General features: G+C 69.2%; 17 protein-coding genes. 7 read left to right on the forward strand and 10 right to left on the reverse strand.

Annotation, left to right across the window (positions count from 1 at the left end; translation table 11 throughout):
• Together AC1C2U_RS06985 and AC1C2U_RS06990 are read right to left on the reverse strand one after the other, a co-directional pair.
• On the reverse strand, nt 1-954 hold the full coding sequence (locus AC1C2U_RS06985; RefSeq protein WP_495361016.1) for a capsular polysaccharide synthesis protein: 954 nt from the start codon (nt 952-954) through the stop codon (nt 1-3).
• Nucleotides 955-970: 16 nt separating this feature from the next.
• A complete protein-coding gene (locus AC1C2U_RS06990; RefSeq protein ID WP_495361017.1) occupies nt 971-1,210 on the reverse strand; it encodes a hypothetical protein in 240 nt (79 codons plus the stop codon).
• A 150-nt stretch (nt 1,211-1,360) separates the two neighbouring features.
• On the opposite strand from AC1C2U_RS06990, the gene AC1C2U_RS06995 reads away from it, so the two are divergent.
• The gene (locus AC1C2U_RS06995) at nt 1,361-2,275 is read left to right on the forward strand and encodes an NADP-dependent oxidoreductase (protein ID WP_495361018.1); all 915 of its coding nucleotides are present in this window, start codon (nt 1,361-1,363) and stop codon (nt 2,273-2,275) included.
• Nucleotides 2,276-2,621: 346 nt separating this feature from the next.
• Here the strand turns inward: AC1C2U_RS06995 and AC1C2U_RS07000 are convergent, their stop codons facing one another.
• Nucleotides 2,622-3,581, reverse strand: coding sequence for an ArsR/SmtB family transcription factor (locus tag AC1C2U_RS07000; RefSeq protein ID WP_495361019.1), 960 nt, complete (start codon nt 3,579-3,581; stop codon nt 2,622-2,624).
• A gap of 56 nt (nt 3,582-3,637) precedes the next feature.
• Between AC1C2U_RS07000 and AC1C2U_RS07005 the strand changes: the two genes are divergently transcribed.
• Both AC1C2U_RS07005 and AC1C2U_RS07010 read left to right on the forward strand, forming a co-directional pair.
• Nucleotides 3,638-5,011: an MFS transporter gene (locus AC1C2U_RS07005; protein ID WP_495361020.1), complete on the forward strand. Its 1,374-nt coding sequence runs from the start codon at nt 3,638-3,640 to the stop codon at nt 5,009-5,011.
• A 65-nt stretch (nt 5,012-5,076) separates the two neighbouring features.
• The gene (locus AC1C2U_RS07010; RefSeq protein WP_495361021.1) at nt 5,077-6,465 is read left to right on the forward strand and encodes an ATP-binding protein; all 1,389 of its coding nucleotides are present in this window, start codon (nt 5,077-5,079) and stop codon (nt 6,463-6,465) included.
• 103 nt (nt 6,466-6,568) lie between these two features.
• On the opposite strand, the gene AC1C2U_RS07015 is transcribed toward AC1C2U_RS07010, so the two are convergent.
• From AC1C2U_RS07015 to aceA, 3 genes are all read right to left on the reverse strand, one after another.
• A complete protein-coding gene (locus tag AC1C2U_RS07015; RefSeq protein WP_495361022.1) occupies nt 6,569-7,129 on the reverse strand; it encodes a GNAT family N-acetyltransferase in 561 nt (186 codons plus the stop codon).
• A gap of 90 nt (nt 7,130-7,219) precedes the next feature.
• The gene (gene aceB, locus AC1C2U_RS07020) at nt 7,220-8,920 is read right to left on the reverse strand and encodes a malate synthase A (protein ID WP_495361023.1); all 1,701 of its coding nucleotides are present in this window, start codon (nt 8,918-8,920) and stop codon (nt 7,220-7,222) included.
• Between the two features lie 120 nt (nt 8,921-9,040).
• Entirely contained in the window at nt 9,041-10,417 is a 1,377-nt protein-coding gene (gene aceA / locus AC1C2U_RS07025) for an isocitrate lyase (protein WP_495361024.1), read from the reverse strand.
• 323 nt (nt 10,418-10,740) lie between these two features.
• On the opposite strand from aceA, the gene AC1C2U_RS07030 reads away from it, so the two are divergent.
• Nucleotides 10,741-12,258 (forward strand): helix-turn-helix domain-containing protein, encoded by a 1,518-nt coding sequence (locus tag AC1C2U_RS07030; protein WP_495361025.1) that lies wholly within the window; start codon nt 10,741-10,743, stop codon nt 12,256-12,258.
• Between the two features lie 273 nt (nt 12,259-12,531).
• The gene (locus AC1C2U_RS07035; protein WP_495361026.1) at nt 12,532-13,980 is read left to right on the forward strand and encodes an NAD(P)/FAD-dependent oxidoreductase; all 1,449 of its coding nucleotides are present in this window, start codon (nt 12,532-12,534) and stop codon (nt 13,978-13,980) included.
• A gap of 54 nt (nt 13,981-14,034) precedes the next feature.
• On the opposite strand, the gene AC1C2U_RS07040 is transcribed toward AC1C2U_RS07035, so the two are convergent.
• The 4 genes from AC1C2U_RS07040 to AC1C2U_RS07055 form a co-directional block, all read right to left on the reverse strand.
• The gene (locus AC1C2U_RS07040; RefSeq protein ID WP_495361027.1) at nt 14,035-14,679 is read right to left on the reverse strand and encodes a hypothetical protein; all 645 of its coding nucleotides are present in this window, start codon (nt 14,677-14,679) and stop codon (nt 14,035-14,037) included.
• 116 nt (nt 14,680-14,795) lie between these two features.
• On the reverse strand, nt 14,796-15,509 hold the full coding sequence (locus AC1C2U_RS07045; RefSeq protein WP_495361028.1) for a winged helix-turn-helix transcriptional regulator: 714 nt from the start codon (nt 15,507-15,509) through the stop codon (nt 14,796-14,798).
• Between the two features lie 13 nt (nt 15,510-15,522).
• Nucleotides 15,523-15,984, reverse strand: coding sequence for a VOC family protein (locus tag AC1C2U_RS07050; RefSeq protein ID WP_495361029.1), 462 nt, complete (start codon nt 15,982-15,984; stop codon nt 15,523-15,525).
• Nucleotides 15,985-16,133: 149 nt separating this feature from the next.
• Nucleotides 16,134-17,807 (reverse strand): PucR family transcriptional regulator, encoded by a 1,674-nt coding sequence (locus tag AC1C2U_RS07055; RefSeq protein WP_495361030.1) that lies wholly within the window; start codon nt 17,805-17,807, stop codon nt 16,134-16,136.
• A 142-nt stretch (nt 17,808-17,949) separates the two neighbouring features.
• On the opposite strand from AC1C2U_RS07055, the gene AC1C2U_RS07060 reads away from it, so the two are divergent.
• Both AC1C2U_RS07060 and AC1C2U_RS07065 read left to right on the forward strand, forming a co-directional pair.
• Entirely contained in the window at nt 17,950-19,434 is a 1,485-nt protein-coding gene (locus tag AC1C2U_RS07060) for a CoA-acylating methylmalonate-semialdehyde dehydrogenase (protein WP_495361031.1), read from the forward strand.
• A 255-nt stretch (nt 19,435-19,689) separates the two neighbouring features.
• The gene (locus tag AC1C2U_RS07065; RefSeq protein WP_495361032.1) at nt 19,690-20,895 is read left to right on the forward strand and encodes an aminotransferase class I/II-fold pyridoxal phosphate-dependent enzyme; all 1,206 of its coding nucleotides are present in this window, start codon (nt 19,690-19,692) and stop codon (nt 20,893-20,895) included.
• Nucleotides 20,896-20,936: the final 41 nt, after the last annotated feature.

Consider the following 20,936-nt stretch of genomic DNA (forward strand, 5'->3'; position numbering starts at 1 on the left):
TCAGCGCTGAGGCCGAGTCGGCAGCTCACCCGCGAGCAACCGAGCGAGGACGGAGCCCTCGGGCACCGCGTCGGCGTCGTACTTGTAGCTGAGCTTCTGCACGAGTGCCACGTCGAGGATGCGGGCGACCTCATCGGCGTCGTACGGCCGCAGCATCGCGAGTTGCAACAGATGACTCGGAATGGTGCTGCGCTTCGGCATTGCGCTCGCAATGCGCCGCGCTCCATCGTCGGCCGCGATGATCGCCGTGAACAGTCGGTGGTAGAGGAAGTAGTCGGGCAGCTCGTCGCGCTCGCGCCACCACGCCTCGAGGGCGGCGCGTTGCAGCGCGATCAGGCGATTGCCCGGCCGGGCCGCGATGAACCAGTTCGAGATCTCGTTGCCCGCCCAGCGCAGGTAGAACGAGCCGGCTCCGAGCAGCGGTTCAACTCGCGGTGTCAGCGGCCGGGGCGCGTATGCAGTGGCATCGACCCAGATGCCGCCGTGCCGCTCGAGCAGCGAGACCCGGATGAGGTCCGAACGCTGCGCAGGACGCTCGGCCAGCCGCTGCTCGACGATCGGCGGCAGCCGGACGAACTCGGCGACGGTCTCTGCGTCGAGGATGCGAACCTCAGGATGCACCCGCCGCAGCTGGGCGAGACAGGCCCGCACGAGCGGCGGCGCGGACTCCTCGGGCCCGTCCCAGTAGCTCCAGACCGGCATCCGATCGCCGTCGAGTTCGACGACCCGATCGGCGGCGATCTCTGCGGCCTCCTGCAGCACGGTGAGATGTGAATCGACGAAGGCGCGAGCCTCGACGGCCGCTCGCGCCGAAGCGGCCGGATCGATCGTCGGCACGTAGTACTCCTGTGCACGGCGCAACTGGGTGCGCAGTCGCTCGATCGGGCCGGCGCCATCACCGTCGCCGTCACCGGCGCCATCGCCGTCGCCGTCGCCGTTCGCCGGGTTCGTCATCTGCCGGCTATCGCGCTCATGCGGCCGCGGGCTCCTCGGGCGCCGTCCGGTACGCCGAGGCCGCCCGGCTGATGCCGAGGATGCCGGCGCCGACGAGCAGGAACGCGGCGATCGCGATGACGTAGACGGTCACGCCGTCGTAGCCGACGCCGGGCGCGATGTCGGGGTTCAGGAACGGGTACGGGTACCAGCCGACGACCGCGGTGACGATGCCGGCCGCCGCCGCGATCCTGATGACGCCCCATTCCGCACGCATTCGCACTCCCCCTGTTCGGCGACGCCACCGGTCACCCGGGTGTCGGTGCGATCATAGCGATGGCGGATACTGGGCGAAGGACAATCTCGGGAGGGTGTGTCGATGCGGGCATTGGTGATCGATCAGACAGGCGGAGCCGACGAGCTGCATATGGCAGAGATGCCCGAGCCGATCCGCATCAGCGACGAGGTGCTCGTGCGGGTCGTCGCAGCCGGCGTGAACCCGATCGACGCGAAGACTCGAGCCGGGCGCGGAGTCGCCAGGGCGATCCCCGCCTACCCGGCCGTGCTCGGCGGCGATTTCGCCGGCGTGGTCGAGGCGGTGCCCTACACGGCCCATCCGCTGCAGCCTGGTGACCGCGTCTACGGCATGGGCCGGGTGCCCCGGACCGGCGGCAGCTACGCCGAACTGATCTCGGTGAGTTCGATGGGCATCACCCGCATGCCGGCTTCCCTCTCCTTCGCCGAGGCGGCGGCGGTGCCGCTCGCGGCGCTCACCGCGTGGGGCGCAGTCGTCGACACGGCGCGCGTGCACGACGGGCAGCGCGTGCTCATCCACGCGGGTGCAGGCGGGGTGGGCCACTTCGCCGTGCAGTTCGCCGCCTACTTCGGGGCCGTCGTCACCGCCACAGCTTCCGCCCGCAACGCCGACTTCGTACGCGGCCTCGGTGCACGCCGCGTCATCGACTACAACGTCGAACGATTCGAAGAGGTCGTCACCGACCAAGACGTGGTCATAGACCTGCTCGGCAATGTGACGGATGCCACGGGCACCCGTTCCCTCGACGCGCTCCGGCCGGCCGGCCTGATCGTGACGGTACCCACGGGATCCTGGCCGAGCATGGCCGAGGAGGCCGCAGCCCGGGGCATCCGTTCGAGCGGCTACACCGTCTCGCCCGATGCCCGCACGCTCTCGGTGATCACGCGGCTCATCGACGACGGTGCCGTACGTGTGTACGTGGAGAGAGAACTCCCCCTCGAAGAGGGCGCCGAGGCGCACCGCCTGCTCGAGGCCGGGCACGTGCGCGGCAAGCTCGTGCTGCGGGTCTCGCCCGACCCCGCCTGAGCAGCCGTAGGTTGAGGAGGCGCGCCAGCGCCGTCTCGAAACCCCCGGGTCGCGAAAAGGGGTTTCGAGACGGTCGCTTCGCTCCCTCCTCAACCCGCGGGCCCATAGGTTGAGGAGGCACGCCAGCGCCGTCTCGAAACCCCCGGGTCGCGAAAAGGGGTTTCGAGACGGTCGCTTCGCTCCCTCCTCAACCCGCGGGCCCATAGGTTGAGGAGGCACGCCAGCGCCGTCTCGAAACCCCCGGGTACGAAAGGGGTTTCGAGACGGTCGCTTCGCTCCCTCCTCAACCCGCGGGCCCATAGGTTGAGGAGACGCGCCAGCGCCGTCTCGAAACCCCCGGACCCGGTCAGCCGGTACGGGCGTCGAGCAGGGCGCTGCCGAGTTCGCTGCGGAGGTAGAGCACGCTGTGCCCGTACCTCGTCGAGACGAGCAGGCCGGCATCGCGTAGGGCGCGGAGGTGTTGGTTGACGGCCGATGGGGTGACGCCGAAGCGCACGCCGAGCTCTGTCGACGAGGCCGGGTCGCCGAGAGCGGAGAGCAGGCTCGCCCGCGTCTCGCCGAGGATCGCAGCGACCGCGGCGGGATTGGCCAACCGCTCGGTCTCCCAGAGCGCGCCCTGGCCGCGCGCCGGGTACATGATCATCGGTGGGCCGTCGCCGACCGGCGCGGAGCCTCGGCGCGTGAACATCGTGGGGACGAGCGTGAGGCCGAGGCCGTCGATGCGCTGCAGGCGGTCGTTCGGGTCTCTCAGCCGCACCGAGACGACCCCGTCGGCGTAGTCGACCGTCGACGAGATGCCATTCAGCATGGTCGACAGCCCGCTCTGGGCGATCTGGCGGCCCCGGTAGACGACGTCGGCCTCGAGCACCGCACGCATGCGCGGCCAGTACGGCGCGAACGAGGCGTCCCAGAGCTCGTGCAGCGCACGCACGATGCGCCGAATCGCGGTCTTCGGCGAGCCGGCGAACACGGCCGGCACGTGCCCGTGCACCGCGACGAGGTCGCCGATGAAGGTCTGCGGAGGTGTGGCGAGCAGTTGCTCGAACTCGTCGTCGAGGCGCGTCAGCGGCGACTCGGGGCGCGGGTTCATGAAGTCGGGCGTCCACAGCCGCTCGTCGATGAGGCCGTGCAGTGCCTCGACGTCGAGGTTGGCACGCGCTGCCTCGGTGCGGCGCAGCCACGGCAGCTGCAGGGGGAATCGGGCGGGGTCGTCGATCGCGCGCAGCGACAGTCCGAGTTCGCAGAGCGGCGAGATGCCGAAGCGCACGGCCGCGACGTCGCCCTCGTTGAGCACGTATCGCAACATGAAGCAAAACGCTACATCAATTTCGCCACGACGGCGGTTCTGGAAGAACTGTACGAGTGAGCCCTACCCCCGCATCGCCCCCCGACACGGGCACCGTGCCGACCGTCGACCCCGAATCACCGCCGAAGCCCTCGCTCGTCGCCCGCGTCGCGGCATCCGTGTCCGACCCGGTGCTGCGCATCCTCGTCGGCGCGACCCTCATCTCGCGCGTCGGCCGCGGCATCTTCCTCACTGTCACGGTGCTCTACTTCACCTTCATCGTCGGCCTGGCGCCGCACGAGGTAGCGATCGTGCTCTCCGCTTCGAGCGCCGCGGCAGTCGGCGCGACCCTCGCCGGCGGATGGCTCGCCGATCGCTTCAGCGCCAAGCGCCTCCTCATCGTCTTCACCACGATCGAGGGCCTCGCGCTGATCGCGTACGTCTTCGCCGGCGATTTCATCACCGCACTCATGGTCGCGGTCGTCTGCGGCGCCTTCGGACAGGCCGCGAACTCGACGCGGGCGGCGATCATCGCCCGGGCGTTCGAAGGTCAGGGTCGTGTGCACGCGCGGGCGATGCTGCGCGCAATCACCAACATCTCCATCGCCGTCGGCTCAGGACTCGGCGCGCTCGCGCTCGCCATCGGCACAGCCGAGGCGTACCGCGCGCTCATCCTCGGCGCAGGCGCGCTCTACCTGCTCGGCTTGATCCAGCTCGTCAAGCTCCCCTCGAGCGTCGATGCGCCCGGGAGGGTCGCGACGCCGCCGGTGACCACCGCGACCGGGTCGTTCGATGCCGCCGCCAGCGCCGAAGCAGCCGCGGCTGAGCGTCGCAGCTGGCGCCGGCACTCCCCGTGGCGAGACCCGAGGTATCTGCTGCTCACCGCGCTCACCGCGGTGTTCGGCATGCAGTTCGGCGTCGCCGAGTTGGGGGTGCCGCTCTGGATCGCGAACGAGACCACGGCGCCCGAGGCCCTCATCGCCGCACTACTCATCCTCAACACCGTCATCGTCGTGATCTTCCAGGTGCCGCTCTCGAGGGGCACGCACGACCTGCGGGTCGCGGCCCGAGTGTCTGGCATCGCGGCGTGGCTGATGGCGGCCGCCTGCCTCGTGTACGCCTCGGCCGCAGGGCTCCCCATCGGCTTCGCGATCACCGTGCTCGTGATCGCCGCGATCACGCACGCCTTCGCCGAGGTGTTCTCGCAGGCCGGTGGCTGGGGGCTCAGTTTCGAACTCGCCGACCCCGTGCAGGCGGGCAGCTACCAGGGCGTGTTCGGCATGGGCTTCTCGGTCGGCGCGCTCGCCGCCCCGCTCGTCGTCAACGCGACGGCGATCTCGAACGGCTTCTCGGGTTGGGTCGTGCTCGCCGCGATCTTCCTCGTTTCGGGCCTCGGCATCTGGTGGCTCGCGCGCCGCGCGGCACGCACGGCCGAGGTCACGGCGGTGTAGCCGGCACACCGCGACATCCGCCAGCGCACTGTCGCATTGCGCGGCGTGCGTGGCATGATCGGCGCATGGCCGAGCCCAGCACGCCGCTTCCGGCGCACTCCGACGACGGACGATCGTTCACGATTCCGGATGCCTCGGGCACCCCGTTCATCGCCGGCACCCTGCTCGTCATCACGACCGACCGAGGTCGGCAGCTCGCCCTCGTCGAGGAGCGTGAGACAGGTGAGGCGAGCGGGCCCGAGGCCCTGCGCGGACGCCTCCTCGGCGTGATCGACGGCGAGCGTTTCGACGCACGCGGCAGCCACGGGTTCGCCGTCGGCGCCGTGGCAGCGGCCGACGCGGCCACGATCGACCTCGTGCACACGGCGCTTGGGGCGACCCTCGAGATCGGCGTGAACCTCAGCCCGCCGAGCAGGCCGGCACGACTGCTGTCGCATCGATTCAATCGGCACACCTTCTGGTGCGGCCAGAGCGGCTCGGGCAAGACCTACGCGCTCGGCGTGGTGCTCGAGCAGCTCATCGCGCACACGGCGCTGCCCGTCGTCGTGTTCGACCCCAACTCCGACTTCGTTCGGCTCGGCGAGCTGAACGCCGATGCGAGCGGGCCAACCGCCGAGCTGCTGGCGCAACGTGACATCCGGGTGCTCCGTCCGAACACGGCAGGTGCCGATCTGCTGCGCGCCCGGTTCACCGCGATGACGACCGAGGCGAAGGCGGCGGTGCTCCGCCTCGACCCCGTCGTCGACCGCGAGGAGTTCAACGCGGCCGTGCACCTCCGCGACACGCTCAGCGTGGTCGAACCGGGCGAGTTGCTGCCCGAATTGCTCGGCTCCGACGAACCGGCGCGTCGTGCGCTCGGCCTCCGTATCGAGAACATGGGCATCCTGAACTGGGAGGTGTGGGCCGGCCCCGACCGTGAAGCGACACTCGTCATCGATGAGCGAGCGGATGCCACGGTGCTCGACCTCGGCGGCTTCTCGACGCCCGACCAGCACCTCGTCGTCGCGCTCTCGGTGCTCGACGAGCTGTGGGCCCGTCGAGAGGAGCGCCGACCGGCGCTGCTCGTGATCGACGAGGCTCACAACCTCTGCTCGCCCGCACTGAGCTCACCGCTCGCGGTCGCAGTACGCGAGCGCATCATCCAGATCGCCGCCGAAGGCCGGAAGTTCGGTCTGTGGCTGCTGCTCTCGACGCAGCGGCCATCGAAGGTGCACCCGGGCATCATCTCCCAGTGCGACAACCTCGCCCTCATGAAGATGAGTTCCCCCGTCGATCTCGATGGACTCGCGACGTACTTCGGGTACGCGCCCGAGGCTCTCATCGCGCGGTCGCCGTGGTTCCGGCAGGGCGAGGCGCTCTTCGCCGGCGGATTCGTGCCCGCGCCGACGTTGCTCGCGATGAACGCGCGGCTCACGCCCGAGGGCGGCAGCGACGTCGGTGTGCCCCTGCGCTGACCACACCCCGCCGGTCGAATAGCGACGCACCCGCCGGTCGAGTAGTAGCGACGCAGGAGCGTATCGAGACCCGTCACGAGGTCTCGATTCGGTGCTGGCGCGCCTACTCCAGCAGCGAGCGCGCCAGCACCCAGTCGTCTTCGACGCGACCGCCGACGACGAAGTGCTTGCGTCCGACCTTCGAGAAGCCGTGCCGCTCGTAAAACGCGATCGCCCGCGAATTCTCCTCGTTGACGCCGAGCCAGGCCGTCACGGCTCCGGTCGCCTTCGCCGCGTCGAGCGACGCGCGCATGAGCGCGGCGCCCGCGCCGGTGCCGTGCGACTCCGACAGCACGTAGACCTTGCTCACCTCGATCGCGGGCCGCGCCGTCACCGCGCGAGCGGCGTCGGCGTCGCCCGGTTCGCCGCCGACGAGCATCGTGTAACCGAGGAGACGGCCTGCATCGGGCTTCGCGACGACCAGCAGCACGCGCTCGGGGTCGGCGAGGTAGCGCTCGAAGTTGCGCACGGCGAAGTTCTCGGCGATGAAATCGGCGATCGCCTCGGCGGTGGTGTGGGGCGGGCACGCGAGCGGGAACGTCTCGGCAGCGAGCGACGAGAGCGCAGCTGCATCCGACATCGCTGCCGGTCGGATTCGCACGGCGGTCTCGTTCGGCAGGGTCACGATCATCGATTCTGGCAGACCAGTGCGGGCTGAGCATGTCGAAGCCTGCCCGGGAGGGACGGTTTCGACAAGCTCAACCCGCATTCCGTCTCAGAGGAAGCGCGCGTAGGCACCCACCGTGAGGAAGGTCGGGAACTCGGGCTCGAGTGCGACACTGCGGAACACCGAGATCGCGTCGTCGAACCGGTCGCCCTCGAAGCGCGGCAGCTCGGCGACCGCGGCCGCCATGAGGCGCACGATCGACGTCTGGTCGATGCGCGTGCCCTCGGCGGTGACGGTGTTCTCGTTCAGCCACTGCCAGATCTGCGAGCGCGAGATCTCGGCCGTCGCGGCATCCTCCATGAGGTCGTCGATCGCCGCAGCTCCCGTGCCGCGCAGCCACGACTCGATGTAGCGGATCGCGATCGAGATGTTGCCCCGCACGCCGCCCTCGGTGACCTCGCCGCCGATCGACGGGATGTCGAGCAGCTCGGCCGCCGTCACGTTCACGTCGTCTCGCAGCCGGTCGAGCTGGTTCGGCCGTTCGCCGAGCACGGCATCGAACTCCGCTCGCGCGGTGGGGATCAGATCGGGGTGCGCGACCCACGTGCCGTCGAAGCCGTCGCCGGCCTCGCGTCGCTTGTCGGCCGACACCGCAGCGAGCGCGTGCTCGGTGACCTCGGGGTCGCGGCGGTTCGGGATGAACGCGCTCATGCCGCCGATGGCATGTGCTCCCCGCTTGTGACTGGTCGCGACGAGCAACTCCGTGTAGGCCCGCATGAACGGCACCGTCATCGTGATCGCCTTTCGGTCGGGCATGACCCAACGACGACCGCGCGAACGGAACGTCTTCACGATCGAGAAGATGTAGTCCCAGCGGCCGGCGTTCAGACCCGCGCAGTGGTCGCGCAGTTCATAGAGGATCTCGTCCATCTCGAACGCGGCCTGGATCGTCTCGATGAGCACCGTCGCGCGCACCGTGCCCCGCGGGATACCGAGCCGCGTCTGCGCGTAGACGAAGATGTCGTTCCAGAGCTTCGCCTCGCGGTGCGACTCGAGCTTCGGCAGGTAGAAGTACGGCCCGCGCCCCGCGGCGATGAGCGCGTGCGCGTTGTGGAAGAAGTAGAGCCCGAAGTCGACGAGCGAGCCCGAGGCGTGCATCGCGCGCCCCGCACGGTCGTGGAACTTCAGGTGCTTCTCGACGAGGTGCCAGCCGCGCGGGCGCATCACGATCGTCGGGGTCTCGGCGAGCGGGCGCTCGACGCGATACTGCTTGCCCTCGGCACTGGTGTACTCGAGGCGGCCACGCAGCACGTCGAAGAGGCTCAGCTGGCCCTCGATGACGTTCGGCCAGGTCGGGCTCGTCGCATCCTCCTGGTCGGCGAGCCAGACCTTCGCGCCCGAGTTCAGCGCATTGATCGCCATCTTGCGATCGGTCGGCCCGGTGATCTCCACGCGGCGGTCCTCGAGGCCGGGTCCGGCGCCGGCGACGCGCCAACTCTCGTCGTTCCTGATCCACTCCGTTTCCGGCAGGAACTTCGGATCCCGCCCGTTGGTGGCGTCGACCCGCGTCTGCAGGCGGGCGGCGAGCAGCTCGTGCCGGGTGCCTGCGAAGCGGTCGTGCAGCTCCGCCAGGAAGAGGAGCGCCTCGGGCGTGAGGATCTCCTCGTAGCGTTCGCCGAGCGGCGAGGTGATCTCGATGCGGGGTTCGACGGTCTGGAAGCTGCCAGTGGCGGGCTTGGGTTCGGGCAGCCGAGCGGATGCGGCATCCGCTCGCTCTCGCTCGAGGGTCATGCTGGGCGTCGTGTTCATGGTCATCTCCTCCGTTGCACTCTTTTCAGGAGAAATTCGCTCGGGAGCGGCGTTCGCGCCGAAAACTCCTGATAAGTGTGCGATTCTGACCCACTTGTCCTGAGAAAAGTGGGTTGCGGGTCAGTGGCTGAACTGTTCTTCCTCGGTCGACCCGACGAGGGCGAGCGTTGAGCTGTTGGGGTTCAATGCGGTGGCGATCTGGTCGAAGTAGCCGGTGCCGACCTCGCGCTGGTGGCGCGTCGCGGTGTACCCGTGCTTCTCAGAGGCGAATTCCGCCTCCTGGAGTTCGACGTAGGCGCTCATGTGCCGCTCGTTGTAATCCTTGGCGAGCGTGAACATGGAGTGGTTGAGGGCGTGGAAGCCCGCGAGGGTGATGAACTGGAACGCGTAACCCATCGAGGCGAGCTCGCGCTGGAACTTCGCGATCTGGTCGTCGTCGAGGTGACTCTTCCAGTTGAACGAGGGCGAGCAGTTGTAGCTCAGGCGCTTGCCCGGGAACTTCGCGTGCACGGCCTCGGCGAAGCGCCGCGCGAGGTCGAGGTCGGGCTCGGCCGATTCGACCCAGAGCAGGTCGGCGTATTCGGCATAGGCGAGGCCGCGGGCGATGACCGGCTCGATGCCGTTCTGCACCTCGTAGAAGCCCTCGGCGGTGCGCTCGCCCGTGACGAAGGGGCGGTCGCGCTCATCGTGGTCGCTCGTGAGCAGGGTCGCAGCGAGCGCGTCGGTGCGGGCGATGATGATCGACGGCACGCCGGCGACATCCGCCGCCAGGCGTGCGGCGTTGATCGTGCGGATGTGCTGCGACGTGGGCACGAGCACCTTGCCGCCCATGTGGCCGCACTTCTTCTCGCTCGCGAGCTGGTCCTCCCAGTGCACACCTGCGGCGCCGGCCTCGATCATCTGGTGCATGAGCTCGTAAGCATTGAGCGGGCCGCCGAAGCCTGCCTCGGCGTCAGCGACGATGGGGGCCATCCAGTCCTTGCTGGTTGAGCCTGTCGAAACCGAGCCTGTCGAAACCGAGCCCCCTTCGACAGGCTCAGGGCGCGATTCGATCTGCCCGGCGCGAAGGAGCGCGTTGTTGATGCGGCGCACGACCGCGGGTACCGAGTTCGCGGGGTAGAGCGACTGGTCGGGGTAGGTCTGGCCGCTGAGGTTCGCGTCGGCCGCGACCTGCCAGCCGCTCAGGTAGATCGCCTTGAGCCCGGCGCGCACCTGCTGCACGGCCTGATTGCCCGTGAGGGCGCCGAGCGCGGCCGACCACTGCGGGTCCTCCTGGCGCTCGAACGCCGTACCCGTGTTCTGCTGGATGTCGTCCCACAAGCGCTCGGCGCCGCGCTTGGCGAGCGTGCGCTCCTCCCGAACCGGACCGCGCAGGGCGACGACGTCGTCGGCCGTGTAGTCGCGGCTGACGCCATCCCAACGCGAGTCGGCATCCCACTCGAGCTGCAGTTCGGCAGCGGTCTGGGTCTGGTCGCCGGGGCGGTTCGTGGTGCTCATAGTGTCCTCCGAGTGGTGCTGAGCGGATGCTTCGGTGTCCCGTCCGACGTCTGCCTCGACGTCGTTCGGGGGTCTGTGGCATCCACTCTGCGCCCGCTCGGTACCTGCTCACCCACGATCCCATGGGTGAACTTTCCCACTCTTTCTGCGTGGCGGAACAAGCGCGCCGCACGACCCAAGGCCGAGCGAATACTCCAGGAGCGCGTTCTTTCCGTTGAGAAGCGTGAGCAATCGACCGATTCGCGCGCCAGTTGCATGCGAGTCGGAGAAGAATCGTGATTCTTCCGTTTGCGGCATCCGTTCACCCGTGTGACCATCGAAGCATGGTCATCGCGGATCGCACGGGCTCGGCGGCACTCACCGCCGCACTCGCTGCGCCCGCCGCCGTCGGCGAGACCGCCGATCCGGCCGCCGAAGAGGTCGACGCGCTCACCCTCGGCCGCCGCATCCGCGAGCGTCGCACCGCCCGCGGCATGACCCTCGGCGAGCTCGCCGCCGCGATCGACCGAGCGCCGAGCCAGGTCTCCGCAATCGAGAACGGCAAGCGCGAGCCCCGGCTCTCGATGCTGCGCACGATCGCGCTGGCGCTCGGGACATCCGTCGACGAACTGCTCCGAACGGATGCCCCCTCTGCCCGTGCCGCCCTCGAGATCGCCGTCGAACGCGCTCAGCGCGGGCCGGTGTTCGCCGCTCTCGGCTTGCCCGCCTTCCGTGTCGCGAAGGGCATGAACGACCAGACCCTGCAGACGATCCTGAGCCTCGCCAACGAGATCGACCGGCTGCACCGCGAACGCGCGGCGACGCCCGAAGAGGCGCGACGCGCCAACGCCCAGCTGCGCGCCGAGATGCGCGCCCGCGACAACTTCTACCCCGAGCTCGAGGCGAAAGCCGCCGAGCTGCTCGAAGCCGTCGGCCACACGGGCGGCCCGGTCTCCCACCAGCTCGTCGCCGACATGGCGAGCCATCTCGGCTACTCCCTGCACTACGTGGGCGACCTGCCGCACTCGACCCGATCGGTGACCGACAAGCGCAACGGACGCATCTACCTGCCGACGCAGCAGTCACCGTCGCGCGACTCGCGTTCACCCATCCTGCAGGCGCTCGCGAGCCACCTGCTCGGCCACGAGGAGCCCGGCGGCTACGCCGACTTCCTCCGCCAGCGCATCGAGACCAACTACCTGACGGCGGCGATACTGCTGCCCGAGCAGGCTGCCGTTCGCTTCCTCGCCGAGGCGAAGAACCTGCGCCGAATCTCGATGGAGGAGCTGCGCGACCACTTCGCCGTCTCGTACGAGACCGCCGCGCACCGGTTCACGAACCTCGCGACGGCGCGGCTCGGTATCCCCGTGCACTTCATCAAGGTGCACGAGTCGGGAACGATCATCAAGGCGTACGAGAACGACCGCGTGCGCTTCCCGTCCGACGCGCTCGGTGCGATCGAGGGCACGACGATGTGCCGCAATTGGACGGCCCGCACGGTGTTCGACGTCGAAGACCGCTTCAGCCCCTGGTACCAGTACACCGACACCCCGTCGGGCACGTTCTGGTGCACCTCGCGCATCGAGAAGGCGAAGGAGGGCGAGTACTCGGTGTCGGTCGGCGTGCCGTTCGAGCATGTGAAGTGGTTCCGCGGGCGCGAGACACCGCATCGTGCGGTGTCGCGCTGCCCCGACCCCGCATGCTGCCAGGCGCCGTCCAGCCTCGCCGATCGGTGGGCGGATGCCTCGTGGCCCGCCGCCCGCACACCGACCTCGCTGCTCGCCGCGCTGCCGACGGGCACCTTCCCGGGCGTCGACCAGACCGAGGTCTACCAGTTCCTCGAGGCACACGCCCCGCACTGACCCGCCCTCCCTCCCCACACTCGCCGCACTCGCTCTGCAGCTCCCGCGACGCTTTGCGCCTCCCACGACCATTCGGAAACCCCCGCATACCGGCAAAACGTCGCACGAACGGGCGGGCACGGGCGGGGGCAGAGGGCAGAGGGCAGGGGGCAGAGGGCAGAGGGCAGAGGCATCCTGTCCGGGAGCGAGCGGATGTCGCGACAGCACGCTCTGGTGCTCGGTGCACGCCCCGCGGGAAGATGAGACCATCACAACCGCATCGGAGTGATCCCCGTGGGAACGACCGTCTTCGAACGACGCCGGCCACCGGCATCCGTCGTCACTCATTCGCTCGAGCACACCGCGCGGTCGGTGTTCTGGCTCGACGACCTGCCCGCCGGCGCCGTGGGTGGCCGGCCGAAGCTCGCGGGTCACCATGTCGCCGATCTCGTCATCGTCGGCGGCGGCTACGCCGGTCTCTGGAGCGCGGTGCTCGCCAAGCGCCGCAACCCGAGGACCCGCATCGTGCTCGTCGAGGCGAAGACGATCGGCTGGGCGGCCTCCGGTCGCAACGGCGGCTTCTGCGAGGCGAGCCTCACCCACGGGCGCGAGAACGGCATGGCGCGGTGGCCGAAGGAGATGGCGACGCTCGACCGGCTCGGCATGGCGAACCTCGACGCGATCGAGGCCGCCGAGGCGGAGTACGGCATGGACTTCCACTTCGAACGCACCGGCGAGCTCGCGCCGGCGATCGAGGAGCACCAGGTCGCGTGGCTGCGCGACTGGCACGCCGAGGCCGTCGAGCGCGGTGAGGAGGGCGTCATCTTCCTCGATGAACGCGAGGTGCAGGCATCCGTCGCCTCACCGATCTTCCTTGCGGGCGTCTGGGAGCAACGCACGAGCGGCATGCTGCACCCTGCGCGCCTCGCCGCCGAGCTCGCACGCGTCGCCGAGGAGCTCGGTGTCGAGATCTTCGAGCACTCCCCCGTCAAACGCCTCGAGACGCCGGGCTCGACCGGGGCCGTCTCCGCCATCACCGATGCCGGGCGAGTCGATGCGAGGCAGGCGGTGCTCGCGACGAACGTGTTCCCGTCGCTCCTGAAGCGCAATCGCCTGATGACAGTGCCGGTCTACGACTTCGTGCTCATGACCGAGCCACTCACGAAGCAGCAGCTCGCCGAAATCGGCTGGAAGGACCGCCAGGGCATCGGCGATCTCGCCAACCAGTTCCACTACTCCCGCCTCACGAAAGACAACCGCATCTTGTTCGGCGGCTACGACGCGATCTACCACTACGGCCGCAAGGTGCGCGCGCAGTACGAGAACCGGCCCGAGTCCTGGCGGAAGCTCGCAAGCCACTTCTTCACGACCTTCCCGCAGCTCGATGGTCTGCGGTTCAGCCACCAGTGGGCCGGCGCGATCGACACGAGCACGCAGTTCACGGCATTCTTCGGCACCGCACGCGACGACCGCGTCGCCTACGCGTCGGGCTTCACGGGGCTCGGCGTCGGGTCGACCCGGTTCGCGGCCGAGGTCATGCTCGACCTGCTCGAGGGTCGTGAGAACGAGCGCACCTCGCTCGAGATGGTGCGCAAGCGTCCGCTGCCCTTCCCGCCCGAGCCTGCCGCGTCAATCGGCATCAACGCGACCCGATGGTCGCTCGATCGAGCCGACCACGACGGCGGCCGGCGCAACCTGTTGCTGAAGACCCTCGACGCGCTCGGACTCGGGTTCGACTCGTGAGCACGGCAGAGCGGGCGACACCCTGCGTCTCATCGCCGGCATCACGGATGCGGGTCAGCCGCAGAACTCCTTGGGCACGCCCGCGACATCTTGCACGCCGATGAGAACGACGACGCCGTCTTCGACGAGGAAGTCGAGGTACCCGTTCGCATCATCGCCGACGGCGTAGCCGAACGAGTCTGCCCCCGTCTGGTTCACCGGCTGGAGATCGGGGTAGGCGGTGGTGAGCTCGTCCATCGTCGACCCGACCACGATGCCGGCCTCCGTCGACGGAGACGCCGGGATGACGCCCGCTTCATCAGCCCGTCCGTTGACCCACACCGATGTGATCTCCTCGCCGCCCTCCGGGTGGGTCAGGAGCATGGAGGCCGCACCCTCGGTGGTGAGCCCCGCCACCCATGCACACCACTCCGACACCTCGAACGACGGCAAGCCGGCGATGACCTCTTTGTATGGGGCGCCACGTTCGATCGGACCGATGCCCGCGGTGGTGATGACCCACGTGGTCACGTCGGCGGGATCGACCGCGGCCGGCGTGGTCTCGGACGGCGTGGGTGTGGGTGGCACCGAGGACGTGGCCGTCGTCGGCTCACTGGCGACCGCCTCGCCGGGCGACGCGCACCCCGCGAGACCGAGCACGGCGAGAGCTGCCGTGCCGAAGACTACGGCCATCGAGGCGAGTGGACGGATCCGTGACATGGATTCTCCTTGAGTCGAGCGCCTGCGGGGGAACCGCCTGGCCTCAGCGTATTGGCCGGTTCACCGGTTTGACAGGAGTCCTGATATCACTTCCATAACTCCCGTGGCATCCGGCTTCAGGCCACCGCCGCGTCGATGGAGGAGGCCGCCGGCCCCGGGGGGTCGATGCGGAACGTCACGGTGAACCGGTCGAGGAGCTCGGGATCGCCCACGAACCCGCTCGGCGCGGCGGACTCACCGGCGAGCAGCGCGCGCAGCAGCCCGGGTTCGAGTTCCAGTTCGAGCACCGCCTGCGGTATCGGTTCGAGCGCCGAGCGCCGGCGCGGCTGCGGCAGCGCGCCCGCGCCGACCGGCACCACGTCGAGGCTCGGGCCGACCACGATCGCGGAGACCGAGGTGGCCGCCACGTGCAGCACGTACTCGGTCGGCGGCAGCGTCGCCGCGGCATCCGGCCGGAATGCCGCTCGCAGCGAGACCGCGAGTGCATCAGCGCTGACCGCCTCTTCGGCGCCGGGCTCACCGAGCACCGCCCACCCCCAGCGCTCGAGCGCGACGACGACGGGCTCGAGCCCGCGACCAAGCGCCGTGAGTTCGTACCCGCCGCGCACTGTCGGCACCCGCCGCACGACCCCCGACTCCTGCAGCTCTTTCAGCCGGTCGCTGAGGATGTTCGTCGGGATGCGGGGCAGCCCGGCCTTCAGGTCGCCGTAACGGCGCGGGCCGACGAGCAGGTCGCGGACGATGAGCAGTGCCCACCGATCCCCGACCCGCTCGAGGGCCCGTGCTGCGCCGCTGTACTGGCCGAAGCCGCGTGCGGCGCGTGTTGCCATGGAACTCGCCCGGTCAGGCCGACGCCGAAGGCGCCGGAACTCCCTGCTCGGCCAGGTATGCCTCGGGGCCCTTGTCTGCGGCCGCCGGGTCCATGTAGAGGAACTCGAGGATGTTGCCGTCGGGGTCTTCGAGGTCGCGCGAGTACATGAAGCCGTAGTCCTGTGCCTCGCGCGGCTCGTTGCCGCCAGCGGCGAGACCCTTGCCGAGCACTGCGTCGACGTCGTCGCGCGACTCGCGACCGAGCGCGATGAGGGCCTGAGCGTGCGTCTTCGGGTCGATGATCTGCTTGTCGGTGAAGGTGCCGAGGTACTCACGGGTGAGCACCATGAAGTAGATGTTCTCGCCGAGCACGACGCACGCCGCGTTCTCGTCGGTGAACATGGGGTTGATGCTGAACCCGAGCGCCTCGTAGAACGCCTTCGAGCGCTCGAGGTCGGTGGTGGGCAGGTTCACGAAGATGTTGGTTGCGGTCATGATCTCCTCCGGAGGATCGTCATTGGTCTGCGGGATGCTGCATGCCCAGCTTGCTCTTTGCAAGTGCACTTGTCAATAGCAAGTAACACTCTGCTAGTCGAGTAGTCGCGCCAGCGCCGGATCTCCTCCGTCGCGACTCGACGAACGATTCAGGGCACGACGCTGCGCCGCACGAGCAGCGCGAGGTGCAGCGCCGTCAGCGTCTCCCCATCGTCGAGATCGACGCCGAGCAAGTCACCGATGAGCGCGAGCCGCTGATAGAACACTGAACGCGACAGGTGCGAAGCGGATGCCGCGGCGGTGCGATTGCCCGGATGCGCGAGCATCGCAGCGAGCACGTCGAGCAGGTCGCCGTTGCGGGCGAGGTCGTAGTCGATGAGCGGCTCGAGCATGCGCTCGCCGTGCTCGAGGAGTCGGTGGTCGTCGCGGAGCGAGGTCACGAGTCTCATCAGCGGACGATCGTCGGAGCGGCGCAACACCGGGCCACGCGAGGCGCGGGGCGCGACGCCCCGCGCCACGTCGATCGCCTCCTGAACCGAGCCGAGCAACGCGTCGAGCGAGCCCGCCTCGGATCCGATCGACAGCACGAGCAGCTCGGTCGCCGCGGAATCGCCTTCGACGAGCGCTCGAGCGAAGGCCCGCGCCGACGCGTCGTCGAAGTCACACGTGATCGGCAGTGAGAGGAGCACGATCGTGGCGGGTGCTGCGAGCGCGCCGTCGGGAGCTGCGCCGGCGATCGCGCGGCCGCCGAGATCGCGAGCCGCGGCATCCGCTGCTGCCGCTGCCACCGCGACCCCTGTCACCACGACGGCGAAGAGCCGCATGCGGTCGAGCGGCAGGCCGGCCGCCTCGACGCGGGCGGATGCGGCCGACAGGCCGGCGAACCTACCGGCGAGGAGCCCGTCGAGGAGTCGCTGCCGGCCGAGACGAGTCCACTCGTCGGCGTCGCCGTCGGCGAGGCGTCCGAGGGCGAGAGCGATGGCGCCCTGCTCGAGCACACTCGTGCGCCCTGCCGGATGCGTCGGGCCCGGCAGTGCGATGAGGTGACCCCACCGGATGCCTCGCGCCTCGACCGGCACGATGAGCCACTCGTCGACCGAAGCCCCGAGGTCATGCCGCCGCCCCGAGCGCTGCCGATGCGCGAGCCGCGACCGCGCCTCCCACCCGGAGAAGAGATCCGCCTCCGCGGCCAGCGGCACCTCAGCGGCTACGACCTCGTGCGCAAGGTTTTCGAGCACGACCGCAGCGCCGAGCGTCTGCGCCAATTGCTGCACGATGAAGTCGGTCGGCGAGCCGCGCAGCGCGAGTGCGGTGAATCGCTCGCGCACCTCGTCGCGGGCACGCAGCGCCGCGGTCTGCTCCGAGATGATCCGGCTGTGCACCGCCTCGGTGAGGGTGACGAATTTCACCTCTCGGTGCAGGGCGACGAGGGCCAGCCCATGCTCGCGCGCCGCCGACTCGACGACCGCGGGCACGTGCTGGTAATGCGCCCCGAGTTCGAGCACGATGCCCGACAGCCCGGCACCCGCGAGCCCGCCGATGAACCCCGCGAGCTCTGCCGGCTCCGTCGGCCACCCCGATCCCGTCGAGAGCAGCAGCTCGCCGCCATCGAGCAGTCGGGCGACGCCAGGGCTGTCGGAAACGTGCGCCCAGCGCACGTGGGCGTCGAGCGCCTCGGCACTCGAGAGCACCTCGGGACGGCCCTGCGCGACCGCGGGGATCGCGAGGATCTCGCGGACGGTCGGCAGACCGTGGTCGGCCGTCTCGACCTCCGGACGATTCGTCCGGATCACCTCATCTTCGCGACGGTCTGTCAACGGCATCGCCCTTCCTCCTCTGTCAGGCTGGGTAGCACCAGCCTAGGTGCTACCCAGTCAATCTGTATGGGCGGCACCGAATGGCGACACGATTCGCGCGGCACTGCTCCGCGACATCCGCTGCCGCCGCCTTCGAAGGAGTACACGCATGCCCTTGGTTCAGCACTTCATCGACGGTCGCGAGACAGCTGTCGCCGAACGCACCGGCCCGATATTCAACCCGGCGACCGGTGCGAGGCAGCACGAGGTCGCGTTCGCGTCCGCCGCCGAGGTCGAGCAGGCGATCGCCGTCGCGAAGGCCGCGCTGCCTGGGTGGCGGGCGACGGGGCTGGTGAAGCGAGCTGACGTCTTCTTCCGCTTGCGGCAGCTGCTGAAGGAGCGCACGCCCGAACTCGCGGCGATCGTCACGAGCGAGCACGGCAAGGTGCTCTCCGACGCCGCGGGCGAGATCTCGCGCGGCATCGAGAATGTCGAGTTCGCCGCGGGACTCGTGCACCTCTTGAAGGGCGAGCACTCCGAGCAGGTTGCGCGCGGTGTCGACGTGCACTCGACGAAGCAGCCGGTCGGGGTCGTCGGCGCGATCACGCCGTTCAACTTCCCGGTCATGGTGCCGCTCTGGATGATCGCCTCGGCGATCGCGTGCGGCAACACCGTCGTGCTGAAGCCGTCGGAGAAGGATCCGAGCGCCTCGGTGTTCCTCGCGAAGCTCTTCCAAGAGGCCGGGCTGCCCGACGGCGTGTTGAACGTCGTGCACGGCGACAAGGTCGCGGTCGACGCGATCCTCGACTCCCCCGACGTGCGGGCGGTCTCGTTCGTCGGCTCGACGCCGATCGCCCGCTCCATCTACGAGCGGGCCGCGAAGCAGGGCAAGCGCGTGCAGGCCCTCGGCGGCGCGAAGAACCACATGGTCGTCATGCCCGACGCCGACCTCGAGGGCGCGGCCGATGCCGCGATCTCGGCCGCCTACGGTTCGGCCGGCGAACGTTGCATGGCCGTCTCTGTGCTCGTCGCCGTCGGCGAGGTCGCCGACGACCTCGTCGAAGCGGTGCGCTCGCGCATGGGCGCGCTGCAGATCGGCGACGGTACGGATGCCGCGAGCGAGATGGGTCCGCTCATCACCCGCGAGCACCGTGACAAGGTCGCCTCCTACGTCACGGGTGCCGCTGCCGAAGGCGCGACCGTCGTCGTCGACGGCACCGCCGCGCAGTTCGACGGTGACGGGTTCTTCGTGGGCGTCAGCCTCGTCGACCACGTCAAGCCCGGCATGAAGGTCTACGAAGACGAGATCTTCGGCCCCGTGCTCTCGGTCGTGCGCGTCGAGAACTACGACGAGGCCGTCGCGCTCATCAACGCCAATCGCTATGCGAACGGCGTGGCTGTCTACACCCGCGACGGTGGCACCGCGCGACAGTTCGAGATCGACATCGAGGTCGGCATGGTCGGCGTGAACGTGCCGATCCCGGTGCCGATCGGCGCCTACTCGTTCGGCGGCTGGAAGGACTCGCTCTTCGGCGACTCGCACATCTACGGCCCCGAGTCGGTGCACTTCTACACCCGCACGAAGGTCGTGACGAGCCGGTGGCCCGAGCCGAGCGAATCGCAGATCAACCTCGGCTTCCCCTCGAACCACTGACCCCTCTCGCAGGTTGAGGAGGCGCGCCAGCGCCGTGTCGAAACCCACTTCCCGGTCAACAGGGTTTCGGTGGCTCCTCCGTCGCTCCTCAACCCGCGAATACCGGGTCTCGATACGCGTCCTCCTTACGTCGGGCGCTACTCGACCAGCGATACGGGACATCCCTGAGGGCGCGCGGCTTGCTGCGGAGTAGCATGGCGGCATTCACGGGAACTCCGTGTCGGCGGAGCCTCCCAGATCCCGAGGGAAGCGCTCATGGATGACCGACTCACTTCCGATCGCGTCGCGAACGTGCAGGCCGCGACGCCGTTCCAATTGCTCTACGAGTTCTACCGGCTCTCGGGCTACGAACGACGACGACATGAACCCGGCGTGCTCGACTTCACGTTCGGCGACCCGCACGAACCGGCGTCGACGGCCTACGTCGAGATCCTGCGCGACGCGCTGATCCCGCAGCACGAACTGTGGTTCGCCTACAACTTCGGCGATGCGACGGCGATCGCGGCTGCGACCGAATCCCTGCGACGTCACGTCGGCATCCCGTTCGAGACCGACGACGTGCACCTCACGACCGGTGGGTTCGCGGCGATCTCGACCGCGCTGAAGCTCGTCGGCGATGCGGGCGACGAGGTCGTCTACAGCCTGCCGCCGTGGTTCCTCTACGAGGGACTCGTCCGCGAGGCCGGCCTCGTGCCGGTGAAGGTGTCGATCGATCGCGAGACCTTCGACCTCGATCTCGACGCGATCGCGGCCGCCATAACCCCGCGCACGCGCATCGTCATCGTCAACAGCCCCAACAACCCCACCGGCCGCATCTATCCGGTCGAGGCGCTCGAACGGCTCGCCACCTTGCTCGACGAGGCCTCCGAACGGAACGGCCGGCGCATCTTCCTCATCTCCGATGAGGCCTACAACCGCATCGTCTTCGACGGCGCGCAATTCAGGAGTCCGGTCGAGTTCTACCCGTGGAGCTTCCTCGCGTACAGCTACGGCAAGACGCTGCTCTCGCCGGGCGAGCGCATCGGCTACCTCGCCGTATCGCCCACAATGCCCGACCGCGAACCACTCCGCGACGCGATCGAGGCGATCCAGATCACCGGCGGATGGCTCTTCCCCAACGCCTCGATGCAGTACGCGCTCCCCCGCCTCGAGACGCTGGAGTTCGACATCCCGGGATTCCAGCGCAAGCGCGATGTCATGGTCGCGGGGTTGCGGGAGATCGGATACGACATCACCGTGCCGGAGGGCACCTTCTACCTGTTCCCGACCTCGCCGATCGCCGACGACGCCGCATTCGCCGCCTCGCTCGACCGGGAGGGTGTGCTCGTGCTGCCCGGGCGGATGTTCGAGACACCCGGATTCTTCCGCATCTGCCTGACCGCCACGATGGAGACTATCGAGGCGAGCCTGCCGCGCTTCGCGGCCGCGTTCCGCGCGAGCGGCTCGCCGTCCGCGCAGTGAGCGGGCGGCCCGAATCCGAGTGACCGGCATGCGCCACCCCG

Source organism: Agromyces sp. Y575 (genome assembly GCF_059445445.1).